This window comes from Stenotrophomonas sp. YJH_SMC_79 (genome assembly GCF_059367995.1).
In genome coordinates, this window is the sequence record NZ_JCAFRK010000003.1 from 155,109 (window position 1) to 172,323 (window position 17,215).

Below are 17,215 nucleotides of genomic sequence, written 5' to 3' on the forward strand. Positions count from 1 at the left end.
GCCGCTGGTAGCGCCGGGCCATACACGGCGGATATGAAACGAGGCCCGGTCAGTCCGGGCCTCGTTGCTTTCAGGATCGCGTTGTCTGCCAAGTGGCGAAGCGCTGGGTGATCACCGGTGCCAGCCGGTCGAAGTTCTCCCAGGTATCGGCGACGTGGTACAGCGAAGGGAGATCGTCTGCCAGCAATTCGATGTAGTCATCGGGATACAGGCAGTCATCCGCGTCGTAGTATTCCAGCGTGAATGCGTTCGCCTCATCGTTGATCATTTCGTCAAGGAACTTGCCATCACACACCAGCAGGAACTGACCGGGTGTCATCCTACGCCGGGTCAAGGATTCCAGTTCCTCCTGCATGTCCTCTGCCAGTTCCTCACTTGCCATACCGCGCAGTAGGAGCCATGCCACGTACATGCCGATATGCGTTGCACCGGCCTCGGGGGCAAGCTCGGCGGGAAAATCGCCGTCGGAATGCCAGCTGGCGTCGTCGTACTTCATCTATTTTCCTCTTGAGGTCGACAACCAGCATAGGTCGCGAGGAACTACGGTGGGAGGGTTGAATGCGTCATCCTTTTCCATACCGCGCAGGCGTCACGCCCATCTCGCGCTTGAACACGGCGATGAAGGCGCTGGGCGTGTCGTAGCCCATCGACAGCGCGACGCTGATCACCGGCTCGCCGGACAGCAGGCGTGGCAGCGCCAGCAGCACGCGCAGTCGTTGCCGCCATTGGCCCAGCGTCATGCCGGTCTCGGCCAGCCAGTGGCGGGCCAGGCTGCGGCTGGACAGGCCGCTGCTCGCGGCCCAGTCGTCGACGCTGCGGTTGTCGTGCGGCGCGCGAGCCAGCGCGGCGGCGATCCGGCGCAGGCGGCGGTCGCGCGGTTGTGGCAGGGCCAATGGCAATGGCGTACTGCTGGCGATCTCATCGGCGATCACACCGGCCAGTCGTGCCTGTGCAGCATCCAGCGGCCGATGGGGCCATTGCAGCGCACGTGCTGCCGCCGCCTGCAGCAGCGCATCTGGCTGGAAGATGCGTGGTGTGGCGGGCAGACCCAGGCAGGCCTCGGCGTTGAAGTACAGGCTCCAGCCATTGAACCCGTCTGCGCCCAGCAGCGCGTGGGGCAGCAAGGGCGGTATCCAGGCGACGTGACCTGCAGGCAGCAGCCAGTGCAGGTCGTCGGCGGCGATCCGCAGCAGCCCCTGGTGCGCACCCAGTAGCTGCCCACGCGCATGACGGTGGCGGCCCGTGCGACGCACACCGCGCTGGCGCAGCCGGGCCGCCAGCACCACCGGTCCGTCGGAGGCATCGGCCAACGCGGGGTCGAGCAATGCGGTGGTTGTCTGATCTGCCATATCGATTGGCAGTTATACGGCAGAAACGTCGCGTCCGGGCCCCGACACTGGAGCCCACTTCAACGGAGCGCTTCCCCATGCAGCCACAGGACATTCTTCCCGACCATCAGAACGACGTGCAGGTGAACGGTCTCACCGTGCGCAAAGGCAGTGTCGGTGCTTTCCTGGCCAGCGTCCGCGACTGGCAGGATCCGGCCAGCGATCCTGCCACACGCGCCACTGCTGAAGCCGACCTGCGTGCGTTGCTGCCGGGCCTGCACGCGCTGGGCCTGTTCCAGGTGCTGGCGGCGCGCGATCCGGCACTGCAACGCCTGATCGATGGAGTGGCCTGAAACGGACAAGGCCCGGACATGCCGGGCCTTGGCGTCATTGCAGGGGCAGAAACGACTTAATCCCCTCCGTCCCCTTTTTCGTTCAGTTGTTGCCCGGCGCGAACACCAGCGTGCGGCGGGTGGTCACCGGCGCGCTGACCGGCTCAAAGCGCCAGCGCTTCACGGCGTTCAGGGCTTCACGATCGAACACGCGCCCCGGCGTCGCGCGCAGCACGCGAGCGTTCACCACCGAGCCGTCGGTGCCGACGGTGATCTCCACCAGCACTTCGCCGGAGGTTCCCGAGCGCAGCGCTTCGCCTGGATAGCGCGGCGCCGGTGTGCTGACCGGGCGCAGGGTGGGCGCTGCGGGTGCGGCGGCCTGGCGCGCGGCGCTGGCCTGCTGGGCGGCGGCCTGCTGCTGCTTCTGCTCGGCTTCGCGGCGGGCGGCGGCCTGGCGCTCGGCTTCCTGGCGCTCATTGTCGCGGCGGGCGGCATCCTGCTGCGCGGCGATCTGCTTGGCGGCGTCGGCTTCCTTGGCGCGCTGCTCGCTCAGGCGTTGCTGTTCGGTCTGCTGCTTGCTGCGGTCCTCGGCCTCCTTCTTCGCCTTCTCGGCTTCGGCCTCGGTGCGCTTGGCAGCGTTCTGCACGCCCTTGGCCAGGCCGTCCTTCAGGCGCGGCAGCGCCGGCGCGGACGCATCCACCTTCTCGATCAGCGCCACCAGGCGCTGCGCTTCGGTGTAGTCCTCGCGGCCCAGGTGCTGTTCGGCGGCGATCAGGGTGTAGGGCAGCAGGTCGGTCAGCGCGCTCTTCACCGAGGCGTCGTCCGGGGTCTTGTCGCGCAGGGCGAGGTAGTACTCGATGGCGTTGTCGCCGGCCGGCGCGTACATGCGGTTTTCGCGCAGGGCCTGGCTGGCCGACTCACGCAGCTGCTCGGTGCCCATCGACTGCACCTTGGCGGCGACCACCGGGGCGGCCGGAGCAGCGGACGTGGGTGCGGCGGCGGGGGCCGGTGCGGGCGTTTCTTCCTTGCCCGAGCAGGCGGCCAGCGCCAGTGCCAGGGCAATCGGCAGCCACCGGCGCGCGGCGGTGATCGTTGAGACGTGCGACATCCTGCTCCCCTCTAGAAGACGACGTGACGTAAATCATTGATACGCATGGCCGGGACCTGTGGTCCGGGCGCGGCAGGGTGACGTTTCCCGACGCCACCGCCGGCAACGGCGAGGGTGCAATCTAGCATCCCCGCCACCGCCACGTACAAGGGCGGTGGCAGGGAAGGGCAACGGCGACCAGGCCGTTGCCGGCGCCGACCTCAGTGGTCGTGCGCCTTGTCGTGCGACTTGCTGTGGCTGTTGGACATCAGCTTGTCGGTCCAGGCGATGCCGATCGCCGACAGGATGAACACGCAGTGGATGATGGTCTGCCACAGCACGCCTTCCTGGGTCAGCATCGAGCAGCGGGCGACACCGATGTTGGCGGCGGCCACGCTCATCTGCTCCGGCGTGCACAGCGGGATACCGCCCAGCGCACCGCTGGCGATGAAGGTCTTCAGCAGGTGGATCGAGGAAATGCCGATGATCGCCATCGCCAGCTTCACCTTCAGCACGCTGGCGTTGACGTGGCTCAGCCATTCCGGCTGGTCCGGGTGGCCTTCCAGGCGCAGGCGCGAGACGAAGGTCTCATAGCCGCCGACGATCACCATCACCAGCAGGTTGGAGATCATCACCACGTCGATCAGGCCCAGCACGATCAGCATGATCTGCTGTTCACCCATCGAGGCGGAATGCGAGATCAGGTGCCACAGTTCTTTGCCGAATAGGAACACATAAACGCACTGCGCCACGATCAGGCCCAGGTACAGCGGCAGCTGCAGCCAGCGCGAGGCGAAGATCAGCGTGGACAACGGGGAGAGCGGCGGGCGGTTTGCACTCATGCGGGGGATGCTGCGTTTCGGGGGAGAGGCGAGGTTACCGGCCCGCCATGACGGTGCCAACCCAACTCACGCACTAGACTTCAGGTTCCTTTCCGCACCCCGAGCCGACGCCATGATCGACCTGTATTACTGGCCCACCCCGAACGGCCACAAAGTGACCCTGCTGCTGGAAGAAACCGGACTGGAATACCGCATCCACCCGGTCAACATCGGCTCGGGCGACCAGTTCAAGCCGGAATTCCTCGCCATTTCGCCCAACAACAAGATGCCGGCCATCGTCGACCAGGCCCCGGCCGATGGCGGCGCCCCGCAGAGCGTGTTCGAATCCGGTGCGATCCTGCTGTACCTGGCCGAGAAGACCGGCCGCTTCCTGCCCAGCGACCCGCGCGGCCGCGTGACCACCCTGGAATGGCTGTTCTGGCAGATGGCGGGCCTGGGCCCGATGAGCGGCCAGATGGGGCATTTCAATGTGTATGCGCCGGAAAAGATCCCGTACGCGGTCGAGCGCTATGACAACGAAGTGCGCCGCCTGCACGGGGTGATGGACAAGCGCCTGGCCGAGCATGCCTTCCTGGCCGGCGACGAGTACACCATCGCCGACATGGCCAGCTACCCGTGGATCGGCGCCTACGACAAGCTGCCGGTGGACTTCGCCGCCTTCCCGAACCTCAAGCGCTGGCACGAGGCCATCGCCGCGCGCCCGGCCACCCAGCGCGCCTATGCCCTGCGCCAGCAGGTGAACCCGAACGCCGGCAAGCCGCTCAGCGACGAGGAGCGCAAGCACCTGTTCGGCCAGCGCTGACCCAGAACGGCGTCATCCACGCATGGCGTGGATCTACCGGTGGTGGGTGCCGACCCTTGGTCGGCACTCCTTATGGGCAGAAGGTCATGCTGCCTTCCTGCACGGGCTTGGTTAGGATGGGGGACAACCGCCCGGCGCCCGCCGCAGGGCGGACCTGCCGTTTGCCGGGATCCTCCATGCGCCACCTGTTCGCTTCGCTCGCCCTCATGCTCGCCACCAGTACCGCCGCCCACGCTGAAAAGCTGACCCTGGAAGCCATCACCGGCCCGTTGCCGCTGTCCGGCCCGACCCTGATGAAGCCCAAGGTGGCGCCGGACGGATCGCAGGTCAGCTTCCTGCGCGGCAAGGACAGCGACCGCAACCAGCTGGACCTGTGGACCTACGACATCGGCAGTGGCCAGACCCGGCTGCTGGTCGATTCCAAGGTGGTGCTGCCCGGCACCGAGACCCTCAGCGATGAGGAGAAGGCCCGCCGCGAGCGCCAGCGCATCGCTGCGATGACCGGCATCGTCGATTACCAGTGGTCGCCGGACGCGCAGCGCCTGCTGTTCCCGTTGGGCGGCGAACTCTACCTGTACGACCTCAAGCAGCAGGGGGCGGCGGCCGTGCGCCAGCTGACCCACGGTGAAGGCTTCGCCACCGACGCCAAGCTGTCGCCCAAGGGCGGCTTCGTCAGCTTCATCCGCGGCCGCAACCTGTGGGTGATCGACCTGGCCAGCGGCAGGCAGCTGCAGCTGACCCGCGACGGCAGCACCACCATCGGCAACGGCGTGGCCGAGTTCGTCGCCGACGAGGAAATGGACCGCCACACCGGCTACTGGTGGGCGCCGGATGATTCGGCGATTGCCTTTGCCCGCATCGACGAATCCCCGGTACCGGTGCAGAAGCGCTACGAGGTCTATGCCGACCGCACTGACGTGATCGAACAGCGTTACCCGGCCGCCGGCGATGCCAACGTGCGCGTGCAGCTGGGCGTGATCGCACCGGTTGCCGATGCGCAGCCGCGCTGGGTCGATCTTGGCAAGGAACAGGACATCTACCTGGCCCGCGTGGACTGGCGCGATGCGCAGCACCTGAGCTTCCAGCGCCAGTCGCGTGACCAGAAGCAGCTGGACCTGGTGGAAGTGGCACTCGACTCCAACCGCCAGCGCGTGCTCGCCCACGAAACCAGCCCGACCTGGGTGCCGCTGCACAACAGCCTGCGTTTCCTCGATGATGGCAGCGTGCTGTGGTCGTCCGAACGCACCGGTTTCCAGCACCTGTACCGCATCGACAGCAAGGGCAAAGCCACTGCGCTGACCCACGGCAACTGGCCGGTGGACGAACTGCTGGCGGTCGATGAGAAGGCCGGCAAGGCCTACTTCCGTGCCGGCATCGAGAGCTCGCGCGAAAGCCAGATCTACGCGGTTTCGCTGCAGGGCGGCGAGCCGCAGCGCCTGTCGAAGGCGCCGGGCATGCACAGCGCCAGCTTTGCGCGCAACGCCAGCGTCTACGTCGACAGCTGGTCCAACAGCAGCACGCCGCCGCAGATCGAACTGTTCCGCGCCAATGGCGAGAAGATCGCCACCCTGCTCGAGAACGACCTGGCCGATCCCAAGCATCCGTATGCGCGCTACCGCGATGCGCAGCGCCCGGTCGAGTTCGGCACGTTGATGGCTGCCGATGGCAAGACCCCGCTGAACTACAGCCTGATCAAGCCGGCCGGTTTCGATCCGTCCAGGCGCTACCCGGTGGCGGTGTACGTCTACGGTGGCCCGGCCAGCCAGACCGTTACCAACAGCTGGCCCGGCCGTGGCGATCATCTGTTCAACCAGTACCTGGCCCAGCAGGGCTACGTGGTGTTCTCGCTGGACAACCGTGGCACCCCGCGTCGCGGTCGTGATTTCGGCGGTGCGCTGTACGGCAAGCAGGGCACGGTGGAAGTGACCGACCAGCTGCGCGGCGTGACCTGGCTGAAACAGCAACCGTGGGTGGATCCGGCGCGCATCGGCGTCCAGGGCTGGTCCAACGGCGGTTACATGACCCTGATGCTGCTGGCCAAGGCGTCGAACCAGTACGCCTGTGGCGTGGCCGGTGCGCCGGTGACCGATTGGGGCCTGTACGACAGCCACTACACCGAACGCTACATGGACCTGCCGGTGCGCAATGAAGCGGGCTACCGCGAAGCGCGCGTGCTGACCCATATCGACGGCCTGCGTTCGCCGCTGCTGCTGATCCACGGCATGGCCGACGACAACGTGCTGTTCACCAACTCGACCAGCCTGATGAGCGCGTTGCAGAAGCGTGCCCAGCCGTTTGAGCTGATGACCTACCCGGGTGCCAAGCATGGCCTGTCCGGCGCCGATGCCCTGCATCGCTACCGCGTGGCCGAAGCCTTCCTGGGGCGTTGCCTGAAGCCTTGATCCAGCAACGGGAAGGAGCCCGCCGATGACCCTGCCACCGCCGATTCCCGCCCATGACTCGGCATCCGCCGGTTGGTGGTGCCGCCACTGGCGCTGGGCGATGCCGTTGATGGTGGTGCTGGTGCTGGGTGGGGCCGGTGGCGTGGTGACCTGGAGCGTGCTGCGCTGGAGCGAGGCCGCACGCGAGAGCCCGCCGATGCGCGAGGCGCTGCGGCGCGCGGGTTGCAGTATCGACCTGGTGGGAGCGTTCGGTGAGCCGCTGAATATCGAGTCGATGCCGCTGGGCAGCATGCAGACTGCGATCAACGGCCAGCGTGATGTCGGCCTGACCGTGGCCCTGGAAGGACCGCATGCGCATGGCCGGTTGTTCGTGCAGGGCACCCGTCGCGATGACGTGTGGGACTACCCGGTGATGTACGTGCTGGGCGAGGACAAGCAGACCTTCGACCTGACGGCGCTGGATGATGATGAGGCTGCACACGAATGCGAACTGCAGGCCTGCCGTGATCGCGGCGAATGCCCGCTGACCGCCGCGTTGTGACCTCCGAGGGCAGGCGACTGCGGGACGTCGACTGGGTTTACACAGTTGGTCGACCGCTCTTCGATCAGATGGCGAAAACCCCCGCGCTGCGCGCGATGGTCGACTGACAGTCGACACTACCCCCGGCAGGTTTCCGCGGAGCCCGTCCGCACAACCCGGTCGCCGTGACCTCCAGCCGATTGTCGCCATCGCTGTGAGCGCGTAGGGTGCGGGCAACCCTTTGCTGGAGTGTCCCATGAAGCCGATTGCATTGGCCGTTGCCCTGGCCCTGACCGCCGCACCGCTGCTGTCCGCACCGCCGGCGCTGGCGGCACCCGCCACCAAGGTCGCTACCCCGGCCAGCCCGGCCTGGGTCGCCCGCAGCAATGCGCTGGCGCAGATCCTGCTGGATGCGCAGGGCCCGTTCCAGCCGGAGGAAACCGGCTTCTTCGGCGTGCCCGGCTATGACGACAAGGTGGCCGACCTCGGCCCGGACAACGGCAAGCGCTACCGCGCTGCCATGGCCAAGGCCCGCGACGAACTGAAGGCGAAGCTGGCCGCCGAAAAGGATCCCAATGTCCGCCAGGACCTGGAGATCATGATCCACGCCGCCAACCAGAACATCGAGGGCAGCGAGCTCAACGAGAAGTACCTGCTGCCGTGGAGCGACGCACCGCAGACCGTGTTCAGCGGCCTCAACCTGCTGCTGTCCGACCAGGTGCCGGCCGAGCGCCGGGCCAAGGCGCTCGATCGCCTCAAGGCGTATGCCGGCCTGCAGCCGGGCGGCACCGCCTTCACCACGCTGGCGCGCCAGCGTTACGAGGAACGACTGAAGGACAGCAGCCTGCTGCAGCCGACGAAGATCGAAGTGCAGCAGTCGCTGGACAACGTCGAGACCTACGTCACCGGCATCGAGTCGCTGCTGAAGAAGTACCAGATCACCGGCGCCGATGAGGCGATGAAGACCCTGGCCGGGCAGATGAAGGACTACGCCGCCTGGACCCGCAGGGAGGTGCTGCCGAAGGCACGTGCCGACGCACGCCTGCCGGCGCCGCTGTATGCCTACCAGCTCAAGCAGGTCGGCATCGACATCGATCCGAAGCTGCTGATGCAGCGTGCGCAGCTGGAGTTCATGGAAACCCGCTCGGCGATGCAGCAGCTGGCACCGCTGGTGGTGAAGGACAAGGGCCTGAAGGTGGCTGATCCGAGCGACCCGGTGGCGGTGATCCGTGCGCTGAAGGCCGACAAGATCGCCGACGACCATCTGGAAGGCCACTACCGCAAGGTGATCGACGCGATCGATCCGCTGATCCGCGAGCATGCCATCGTCGACGTGCCCAAGCGCGCCATGCAGATGCGCCTGGGTTCGGCCGCCGAGAGCGCGGCCAGCCCGGCCCCGCATTTCCTGCCGGCACCGCTGGTCAACAACACCGGGCAGCAGGGCACCTTCGTGCTGCCGCTGGGCAACCCGGCCGCGGGCCCGGGCGCGCAGTACGACGACTTCAACTTCGGTGCGGCAGCATGGACGCTGAGCGCGCATGAAGGTCGCCCCGGCCACGAGCTGCAGTTCACCGCAATGGTCGAGCGCGGCGTTTCGCTGGCGCGCACCATGTTCGCGTTCAATTCGGTGAACGTGGAAGGCTGGGCGTTGTACGCCGAAGCCGAGATGGTGCCGTACGAGCCGCTGGACGGGCAGATGATTGCCCTGCAGTTCCGCCTGCTGCGCGCCGCGCGCGCGATGCTTGACCCGATGCTCAACCTCGGCCTGACCGACCGTGCCAACGGCGAGCGCGTGCTGATGGAGCAGGTCGGCCTGTCCAAGGCGATGGCCACCCAGGAACTGGACCGCTACATGGTGCGCATGCCGGGTCAGGCCGGCAGCTACTTCTACGGCTATACCCGCATCCTGGAGCTGCGCATGCAGACCGAACTGGCGCTGGGCGCGAAGTTCGACCGCCTGGCGTTCAACAACTTCCTGCTCGACCAAGGCCTGCTGCCGCCAGACCAGCTGGCTGACGCAGTGAACAAGGTGTTCGTGCCGAAGTACAAGCGCTGAGCATCTCCGGCAATGCCGGCCGCTGGCCGGCATTGCCCTGGCGCAGGAAGGATTCCTGAGGTTGCCGGCCAGCGGCCGGCACTACCCGCGGTGACGCAGCTGCGTCACCGCTGCGGGGTAATCACCTGTGTCGGCAACCGCGCGGGCGGTGCCGGATTCGGCACCCAGATCGCGACGCCGGCGGCGCGCTTCTGTGTGGTCGGAATCCCGATGCCGACGCCGCCACCAACGTGCGAGCCGAAGGTGCCGGCGCCCACCGACATGCCTACCGGCGAACCGCTGCTGCCCACGCCCATCAGCACCACGCCGTTGGCGCCCAGTGCCGCCGCTTCACGCTTCAGGCGTGCCACCGCGGCATCGGTCTGGCCCTGGGTGCCGAAGCCGACGGCGGAAGCCGATTCCAGCTGGGCGATTTCCTGGGAGCCGGCCGGTGGCGTCGAATAGATCTGCACCAGCGCCGGGTCGATCGGTGCGCGGGCGCGGCCCAGCATCACCTTGGAGGTGCTGGCACAGCCGGCGGCGACCAGCAGCATGGCCGCCAACGCGGCCCAACGGATGTTCATGGCACTACCCCTGCAGGACTGGTTGCGATGATCGGCGGGCCACTCTGAATCGGCGCCAACACCCGGGCCAGGGCACGCACGACTGCACGCTAGCACGGGTCGGGTGACAACCCCGCCAATGGCAGTAGGCGGCAGCAATGGGAACGATTATGGTGGGGCCACGAACCAACTGCGGGAGAGCGGCATGGGTGTGATCAGTCTGTTGTGGGGCGTATTGGCGCTGTTGTGGATGATCCTGGCGTTGATTCCGCTGCTGGGCTGGGGCAACTGGTTCCTGATCCCGTTCGCCGCGGTCGGTGCGGTGATCGCCGCGCTGGGCATCCTGTTCACCCACCCGAGCAAGCGTGGCCGGGCGTGGGCCGGGTTGGTCCTGAACGGCATCGTGGTGGTGGTCGGCATCCTGCGTCTTGGCCTGGGCGGCGGCGTGGTCTGAGCCCGGTCCCGGGTGCGACAGGGCGTCGCAGGCACACGGCCGACGGCCGGGCGGGGGCGTACAATGAATGGCTGCGCGAGCCCCCCGCGTGCCTGTGAATCCGCGCCCGGCGCGGCTGCCCCATGATCATCCGACCCCGTCCCCACGGCTGGCAACTGCTGTACATCCTGCGCGGTTCGATCGTCAAAGCGATCGCGCCCAAGGTGCTGGCCATCCTGATCCTGTCCATCGCCGTGGCCGCGGTGGTCGAACTGGCGCCACCCACCGGCATCGAACGCGTTTCGGTCACGCCGTTCACCCTGCTGGGCCTGGTGCTGTCGATCTTCCTCAGCTTCCGCAACAGCGCCTGCTACGAGCGTTGGTGGGAAGGCCGCAAGCTGTGGGGCCAGCTGGTCTACGAATCGCGTTCGCTGGCGCGCCAGGTCAACCTGCTGCTGGCCGATGACGCCGGTCGCCGTCGCCGCATCGCCTACCTCACCACCGCGTTCGCCCATGCCCTGGCCGGGCGCCTGCGCGGGCGCATCGTGGCGCTGATGGCCCTGCCGTGGCTGGACAAGCGCCAGCGCGAACAACTCGGTCAGCGCGAGAACGTACCCGACGCGCTGCTGTCGATGATCGCGGCCGAACTGGCGCAGGCCCTGCGCGCCGGTGACCTCGATCCGATCCTCTACACCCAGCTGGAAGAACGCCTGCACGCGATGTCGTCGATCCAGGCCGGCTGTGAGCGCATCCTCACCACCCCGCTGCCGTTCGCCTACACCCTGCTGCTGCACCGCTGCGCGTGGATGTTCTGCGTGCTGCTGCCGTTCGGCTTGGCCAGTTCGCTGGGCTGGGGCACGCCGGTGCTGTCGGCGGTGCTGGCCTATGCCTTCTTCGGCCTGGACCAGCTGGGCGAAGAAATGGAAGACCCGTTCGGCCTGGAGCCGAACGACCTGCCGCTGGACGCGCTGGTGCGCACGATCGAGATCGACCAGCTCGACGCGCTCGGCGAACGCCCATTGCCCGAACCCCTGCTGCCGCAGGGTTACCTGTTGCAATAGCCACTCCTCGGAGCCTGCCATGTCCCACCCGCTTTACCGCCCGCGCCGCATGCGCCATGACGAGTTCTCACGCCGCCTGATGCGCGAGAACACGCTGACCACCGACGACCTGATCTACCCGGTGTTCGTGCACGAACTGGCCGGCCGCACCGCAGTACCGTCGATGCCGGGCGTGGAGCGGCTGTCGATCGAAGAACTGCTGAAGGTGGCCGAAGAGGCGCTGGAGCTGGGCATTCCGGTGATCGACCTGTTCCCGGTGATCGACCCGTCGCTGAAGTCGCTGGATGCGTCGGCGGCGTGGGCCGAAGATGGCCTGGCGCAGCGTGCGATCCGCGCGCTGAAGTCGCGCTTCCCGGAACTGGGGGTGATGACCGACGTGGCGCTGGACCCGTACACCACCCACGGCCAGGACGGCATCATCGACGACAAGGGCTATGTACTGAACGACATCACTGTCGAAGCGCTGGTCAAGCAGTCGGTATCGCACGCTGAGGCCGGTGTGGACATCGTCTCGCCGTCGGACATGATGGACGGCCGCATCGGCGCGATCCGCCGTGCGCTGGATGCCGACAACCACATCAACGTGCGCATCATGGCGTACTCGGCCAAGTACGCCTCGGCGTTCTACGGCCCGTTCCGTGACGCGGTGGGCAGCGCGGCCAGCCTCGGCAAGGCCGACAAGAAGACCTACCAGATGGATCCGGCCAACGGCGACGAGGCCCTGCGCGAGATCGCGCTGGACCTGGAAGAGGGCGCCGACATGGTGATGGTCAAGCCGGGCATGCCGTACCTGGATCTGGTGCGCCGGGTGAAGGAGACCTTCGGCGTGCCGACCTTTGCCTATCAGGTGAGCGGCGAGTACGCGATGATGAAGGCCGCCTTCGCCAACGGCTGGCTGGACGAGCGCGCCTGCGTGCTGGAATCGCTGCTGGGCTTCAAGCGGGCCGGTGCCGATGGCGTGCTGACCTATTTCGCGCCGCAGGTGGCGCGATGGCTGCGCGAGCGCTGACAATAGCGCCACGATAGACGGAGGACTACGCGATGGGACCCGAACTGGGATGGATGCAATGGTTGATCTGGGGCATCGGTACGCTGGTGTTCGGCGCCATCATCGTCGGTGTCTTCATCGCCGCCTGGCGGGCCGGCAAGCGCCCGCCGGAGCAGCTCTCGGCCGCCCGCCACGTGGCCCGTGAGCAGGCCCTGCCGGAGAGCGTGCAGGCCGAGCTGGCGGCGCTGAACCAGCGCAAGGACAACGGCCAGCTGAGCGAAGTGGAGTACGAGCAGTTGCGCGCCAAGGTGTTGTCGCGCTGACCGCGCGTTCCGGGCGTTCCATCCACGCATGGCGTGGATCTACTGGTAGCCGCCAACCTTGGTTGGCGCTTTCACACAGGCCCACCAAGGTTGGCATCTACCGAGCGCCCTGCACGCACCCGGCCACCGCCGCCACCTTCGGTACCGCCAACCGGTACACATCCACGCCACCGGCACGCGGTGCCTTGGCCGCGCTGCTGGCCACCATCATCTCGCCCGGCTTGGCGTTGTCGATCACCGGCGCGCCGGTCCAGCCGCTGGTCTGGTTGAACGACAGCCCCAATGGCTGCAGCGACACGCCGGTCCACGCACAACCGCTGCTCCACACCTGTGCGGTCGTGCCGTTGCCGCGGCTGAACACCACGGCGCCGTCATGGCCCAGCCAGTCGCCGTCGGTCTCGTCGCCGGCGCTGTTCAACGCGGTCAGTGCGGTGGCCGGTCCGCGCTGGCCCTGCGCATCCAGCGTTGCCACGAACAGGTCCCAGCCGGCGCCACGGCCCTGCTGGCGGGCAAACAACAGCCGTTGGCCGTCCGCGCTCAGGGCCGGCCCGCGCTCTTCCCGGCGACCGCCATCACCGGACAGCGCCTGCGCATGGCCCAGCTGGCCGTCGACGGCCAATGCGGCGCGGTACAGCGCCAGCGCGCCCTCGCGGCCGGCCGCGAACAGCAGCCAGCGGCCGTCACGGCTGAAGTAGGGATCGCGGGCCTCGCCAGCCACGCCCACCGGCAGCGCCTGTGCCTGCTGCCAGCGGCCATCGACCACGCGTGCCTCCCACAGGCCCCAGCCGGCCTCGCCGCGGCGGGCGAAGACGATGCGCTGGCCATCGGCGCTGATCGTGGCGCGGCCCTCGTCGGCACGGGTCGAGACCACGCCCATGCCTTCGATGCCGTACTCGTTCAACGCCATCGCCACGGGGGCAGAGAGTAGACTGGCGGCAAGCACCAGCAGGGGCAGGGTGATGCGCATCATCCGGTTCCGTGCACGAAAGAGCATCAGTCTAGCCAGCTTGAGGATTCCATGACCGACCGTTACGCCGTCTTCGGACACCCCGTTGCCCACTCGAAGTCGCCGCAGATCCATGCGACGTTCGGTCGCCAGGAAGGCATCGCCATCGACTATCGCGCGATCGACCTGGCCCCGGATGCGTTCCTGGCCGGCCTGGAGGCCTTCGCTGCCGAGGGCGGTGTCGGTGCCAACGTCACCCTGCCGCACAAGGAAACCGCTTTCTCGGTATGCACCACGCTGACCGCACGGGCGCGCCGCGCCGGGTCGGTCAACACGCTGCTGCGCAAGGGCGACCGCTGGCACGGTGACACCACCGATGGCATCGGCCTGGTGCGTGACCTGACCGATCGCCATGGCCTGGACCTGCGCGGCCGTCGCGTGCTGATGATCGGTGCCGGTGGCTCGGCGCGCAGTGTCGCCCCGGCGCTGCTTGATGCCGGCATCACCGAGCTGGTGGTGGTCAACCGCACGCCGGAGCGTGCCGACGAACTGATCGACGCCATGGGTGAACCGGGCCGCGCGATCAGCCGCTACTGGGAAGACCTGCGCGACCTGGGTGACTTCGAACTGATCGTCAACGCCACCTCGGCCGGCCGCGACCGTGACGTCGAGTTCAAGCTGCCGCTGTCGCTGGTCAACTCGATGACCACCGCCGTCGACCTGAACTACGGCGAGGCGGCCATCGCCTTCCTGGCCTGGGCCCGTGCGGCGCAGTGCCGCAATACCGTCGACGGCCTGGGCATGCTGGTCGAGCAGGCCGCCGAGAGCTTCCTGCAGTGGCACGGTGTGCGCCCGCAGACCGACGAGGTCTACCAGTCGCTGCGCCAGGGCTCGGCCGTGCTGGCCGGCGAGGATTGATCGATGGACAGCACAACGTTGATGGTGACCGTGCTGAGCATGGTCGGCGTGCGCCTGCCGGTGCTGATCGCGCTGTGCATCGGCCTGGTCTGGGTGGTCGGCGCACCGCGCGATGCCACCCGCACCGGCGCCCTGGTCGGCCTGGTGCTGTTGCTGCTGTCCAGCCTGGGCGGCCTGGCGGCGGGTGTCCTGCCGATGTGGCTGGTCAGCAGTGGCAACTTCAGCGCCATCTCGGGCATGGGCGCCATCCTCGGCGTGCTGCATTTCGCGCTGGCGATGGTCGAGGCCATCGGCGTGGTGCTGCTGGTGTGGGCACTGGTACGCCTGCTGCGTAGCCGTACGATTCCGGCGGCCTGAGCGGCAGCGCCGGGCCATGCCCTGCGCATCTGGCCCTTGGGCGATCCGGCCACCGTACCGTGACCGCCGCCAGGCGTCGTCGCTGGCCCGTTCAGGGTGCCAGCGGCGGTGAACGTGGCCAGCCATGCGACAATGACCGGCCTGATCCAGCTACGGTAATTCCCGGCGTGACCGAAACCGTCGCCGCTCCGCGCACGCTCGATGACCCCTTGAAGGACGCGATCCGCAAGGCGTACACGACGCTGCAGGCCAATACGCCCGGCTTCTCCACCCGCCGCTCGCAGAGCCAGATGATCGGCGTGGTGTCGCGCGCGCTGTCGAAAAGTGGGGGTGTCGGCGTCGTCGAGGCACCCACCGGCGTCGGCAAGAGCCTGGGCTACCTGACCGCGGGTGTGCCGATCGCATTGGCCAGCAAGAAGAAGCTGGTGATCAGCACCGGCACCGTCGCGCTGCAGTCGCAGCTGGTCGAACGCGATATTCCCAACTTCCTCAAGGCCACCGGCCTGGAAGCGACCGTGGCGCTGGCCAAGGGTCGTACCCGCTACCTGTGCACGCGCAACGCCGCCGAGGCGCAGGGCGAGGGCTCGCAGGGCGGCATGTTCGAGGATGACGCGCCCCTGTTTGATCGGCCGCTGGCGCCGATCGAGATGGACATCGCCAAGCGCCTGACCGATGCCTTCACCGGCGGTACCTGGGATGGCGACATCGACAACGCGCCGGAGACCATCAGCCCCGGCCTGCGCAGCCGCATCACCACGCCGGCCTCGGGTTGTGCCGGCCGCCGCTGTGCGTACTCGGCGCAGTGCGCGGTGCTGCGCTCACGCAACACGGTGCGCGATGCGCAGATCGTGGTCACCAACCACGCGCTGCTGCTGTCGGCACTGTCGATCGGCGACAGCGACAACGGCCAGCCGTTGATCGCACCGCCGTCGGACATGCTGCTGGTGCTGGACGAAGGCCATCACATCGGCAACGTGGCGATCGACCAGGGCGCGGCAAGCCTGGCGCTGGATGAAATGGCCAAGCGCACCGGACGCCTGCAGATCCTGATCGCGGGTGCCTACCGCGCGGTCGACAAGGATCGTCTCGGCAACCTGCTGCCGAACGAAGCGATCGAGGTGGCCAGCAACGTGGCCAAGCAGCTGCGCGCGTTCCGCGATCACATCGAGCGCGTGTGGATGCCTGCGCCGGCGGACGAAGAGCCGATGTGGCGCGCCGCCAACGGGCGACTGCCCGAGGCCTGGCGCGAGCCGATCGAAGCACTGGCCGACGATACCCGCAGCCTCTACAACTGGGCGCATGCCGCCACCGCGCAGGTGGCCAAGGGCAAGCCGGACGATGCCGCGCGCGAGCGCCTGCAGCGCAACCTGGGCATGGCGCTGGAGATGATCGAGCAGCAGTACAACCTGTGGCAGGCCTGGCGCCGCGAGGACAAGGACGGCGCGCCGCCGATGGCGCGCTGGGTCACCGCCACCCGCGACGGCGACCTGGTGCTGCACGGCTCACCGGTGTCGGCCGCGCACGTGCTGCGCAAGCTGCTGTGGGATGAAGTGGACTCGGTGGTGATGACCTCGGCGACGCTGACCGGTGGCGGCGATTTCCAGTCGCTGGCGATCGACAACGGCATCCCTGAAGAGGCCGAGATGGTCTCGCTGTCCTCGCCGTTCGACCTGCCCAACCAGGCCGAGCTGATCGTGCCGAAGTTCCCGGTCACCCCGGACGACCGCGAAGGCCACCCGCGCGAAGTGGCGCGCTACCTGGATACCGAACTGGACTGGGCCAAGGGCTCGATGGTGCTGTTCACCTCGCGCTGGAAGATGGAGAAGGTGGCCGGCCTGATGTCGGCCGCGCGCCGCAAGCAGGTGCTGGTGCAGGGCGAGATGTCCAAGACCCGGTTGATCGACGAGCACCTGCGCCGCGTGGCGGCGGGCGAGGGCTCGGTGCTGTTCGGGCTGAATTCGTTCGGCGAGGGCCTCGACCTGCCGGGTGAGGCCTGCACCACGGTGGTGATCACCCAGGTGCCGTTCGCGGTGCCGACCGACCCGCAGACCGCCACCCTCAGCGAGTGGTTCGAGGGTCGTGGGCTGAATGCCTTCAACCTGATCGCGATTCCGCATGCGCTGCGCACGCTGACCCAGTTCGCCGGCCGCCTGATCCGCACCTCCACCGATACCGGCCGCGTGGTCATCCTCGATTCGCGGCTGCTGACCCGCCGCTACGGCAAGCGCATCATCGACGCGTTGCCGCCGTTCAAGCGCGTGATCGGCTGAAAAAAGGG

At 67.8% G+C, this 17,215-nt stretch carries 18 protein-coding genes; 12 read left to right on the forward strand and 6 right to left on the reverse strand.

Annotation, left to right across the window (positions count from 1 at the left end):
* Positions 1-70: 70 nt before the first annotated feature.
* On the reverse strand, positions 71-496 hold the full coding sequence (locus AC5P57_RS11790) for a DUF7832 domain-containing protein (protein ID WP_262235503.1): 426 nt from the start codon (positions 494-496) through the stop codon (positions 71-73).
* Between the two features lie 67 nt (positions 497-563).
* Positions 564-1,349 carry an AraC family transcriptional regulator gene (locus tag AC5P57_RS11795; protein WP_262235502.1) on the reverse strand — a complete coding sequence of 262 codons (786 nt, stop codon included), beginning with the start codon at positions 1,347-1,349 and terminating at the stop codon, positions 564-566.
* Between the two features lie 77 nt (positions 1,350-1,426).
* On the opposite strand from AC5P57_RS11795, the gene AC5P57_RS11800 reads away from it, so the two are divergent.
* Positions 1,427-1,681, forward strand: coding sequence for a hypothetical protein (locus tag AC5P57_RS11800; RefSeq protein WP_262235501.1), 255 nt, complete (start codon positions 1,427-1,429; stop codon positions 1,679-1,681).
* An 82-nt stretch (positions 1,682-1,763) separates the two neighbouring features.
* On the opposite strand, the gene AC5P57_RS11805 is transcribed toward AC5P57_RS11800, so the two are convergent.
* Together AC5P57_RS11805 and AC5P57_RS11810 are read right to left on the reverse strand one after the other, a co-directional pair.
* The gene (locus AC5P57_RS11805; protein ID WP_262235500.1) at positions 1,764-2,768 is read right to left on the reverse strand and encodes an energy transducer TonB; all 1,005 of its coding nucleotides are present in this window, start codon (positions 2,766-2,768) and stop codon (positions 1,764-1,766) included.
* Positions 2,769-2,968: 200 nt separating this feature from the next.
* The gene (locus tag AC5P57_RS11810) at positions 2,969-3,589 is read right to left on the reverse strand and encodes a TIGR00645 family protein (RefSeq protein WP_014038884.1); all 621 of its coding nucleotides are present in this window, start codon (positions 3,587-3,589) and stop codon (positions 2,969-2,971) included.
* A 112-nt stretch (positions 3,590-3,701) separates the two neighbouring features.
* Here AC5P57_RS11810 and AC5P57_RS11815 point away from each other — a divergent pair, with 112 nt between their 5' ends.
* From AC5P57_RS11815 to AC5P57_RS11830, 4 genes are all read left to right on the forward strand, one after another.
* Complete coding sequence (locus AC5P57_RS11815; RefSeq protein ID WP_142807001.1) at positions 3,702-4,391, forward strand: glutathione binding-like protein; 690 nt, start codon at positions 3,702-3,704, stop codon at positions 4,389-4,391.
* 176 nt (positions 4,392-4,567) lie between these two features.
* Positions 4,568-6,793, forward strand: a complete 2,226-nt coding sequence (locus AC5P57_RS11820; protein ID WP_262235499.1) for a S9 family peptidase — start codon at positions 4,568-4,570, stop codon at positions 6,791-6,793.
* 25 nt (positions 6,794-6,818) lie between these two features.
* Positions 6,819-7,334 carry a cytochrome c oxidase assembly factor Coa1 family protein gene (locus AC5P57_RS11825; protein WP_262235498.1) on the forward strand — a complete coding sequence of 172 codons (516 nt, stop codon included), beginning with the start codon at positions 6,819-6,821 and terminating at the stop codon, positions 7,332-7,334.
* A 235-nt stretch (positions 7,335-7,569) separates the two neighbouring features.
* On the forward strand, positions 7,570-9,369 hold the full coding sequence (locus tag AC5P57_RS11830; RefSeq protein WP_262235497.1) for a DUF885 domain-containing protein: 1,800 nt from the start codon (positions 7,570-7,572) through the stop codon (positions 9,367-9,369).
* 104 nt (positions 9,370-9,473) lie between these two features.
* Here AC5P57_RS11830 and AC5P57_RS11835 read toward each other — a convergent pair whose 3' ends face one another.
* The gene (locus tag AC5P57_RS11835) at positions 9,474-9,932 is read right to left on the reverse strand and encodes a hypothetical protein (RefSeq protein WP_099551712.1); all 459 of its coding nucleotides are present in this window, start codon (positions 9,930-9,932) and stop codon (positions 9,474-9,476) included.
* Between the two features lie 184 nt (positions 9,933-10,116).
* Between AC5P57_RS11835 and AC5P57_RS11840 the strand changes: the two genes are divergently transcribed.
* From AC5P57_RS11840 to AC5P57_RS11855, 4 genes are all read left to right on the forward strand, one after another.
* Positions 10,117-10,365, forward strand: a complete 249-nt coding sequence (locus tag AC5P57_RS11840; protein ID WP_005411548.1) for a hypothetical protein — start codon at positions 10,117-10,119, stop codon at positions 10,363-10,365.
* A gap of 122 nt (positions 10,366-10,487) precedes the next feature.
* A complete protein-coding gene (locus AC5P57_RS11845; RefSeq protein ID WP_099551711.1) occupies positions 10,488-11,405 on the forward strand; it encodes a bestrophin family protein in 918 nt (305 codons plus the stop codon).
* Positions 11,406-11,424: 19 nt separating this feature from the next.
* Entirely contained in the window at positions 11,425-12,414 is a 990-nt protein-coding gene (gene hemB, locus AC5P57_RS11850) for a porphobilinogen synthase (RefSeq protein ID WP_006400669.1), read from the forward strand.
* Positions 12,415-12,446: 32 nt separating this feature from the next.
* Positions 12,447-12,716: an SHOCT domain-containing protein gene (locus tag AC5P57_RS11855; protein WP_099551710.1), complete on the forward strand. Its 270-nt coding sequence runs from the start codon at positions 12,447-12,449 to the stop codon at positions 12,714-12,716.
* A gap of 97 nt (positions 12,717-12,813) precedes the next feature.
* Here AC5P57_RS11855 and AC5P57_RS11860 read toward each other — a convergent pair whose 3' ends face one another.
* Entirely contained in the window at positions 12,814-13,686 is an 873-nt protein-coding gene (locus AC5P57_RS11860) for a TolB-like translocation protein (RefSeq protein WP_099551709.1), read from the reverse strand.
* Between the two features lie 48 nt (positions 13,687-13,734).
* On the opposite strand from AC5P57_RS11860, the gene aroE reads away from it, so the two are divergent.
* The 3 genes from aroE to dinG all read left to right on the forward strand — a co-directional run bounded on the left by aroE (position 13,735) and on the right by dinG (position 17,207).
* Entirely contained in the window at positions 13,735-14,580 is an 846-nt protein-coding gene (gene aroE / locus AC5P57_RS11865) for a shikimate dehydrogenase (protein WP_099551708.1), read from the forward strand.
* A 3-nt stretch (positions 14,581-14,583) separates the two neighbouring features.
* Positions 14,584-14,937: a hypothetical protein gene (locus tag AC5P57_RS11870; RefSeq protein WP_043402795.1), complete on the forward strand. Its 354-nt coding sequence runs from the start codon at positions 14,584-14,586 to the stop codon at positions 14,935-14,937.
* Positions 14,938-15,104: 167 nt separating this feature from the next.
* Positions 15,105-17,207, forward strand: coding sequence for an ATP-dependent DNA helicase DinG (dinG, locus tag AC5P57_RS11875; protein ID WP_099551707.1), 2,103 nt, complete (start codon positions 15,105-15,107; stop codon positions 17,205-17,207).
* Positions 17,208-17,215 lie beyond the last annotated feature (8 nt).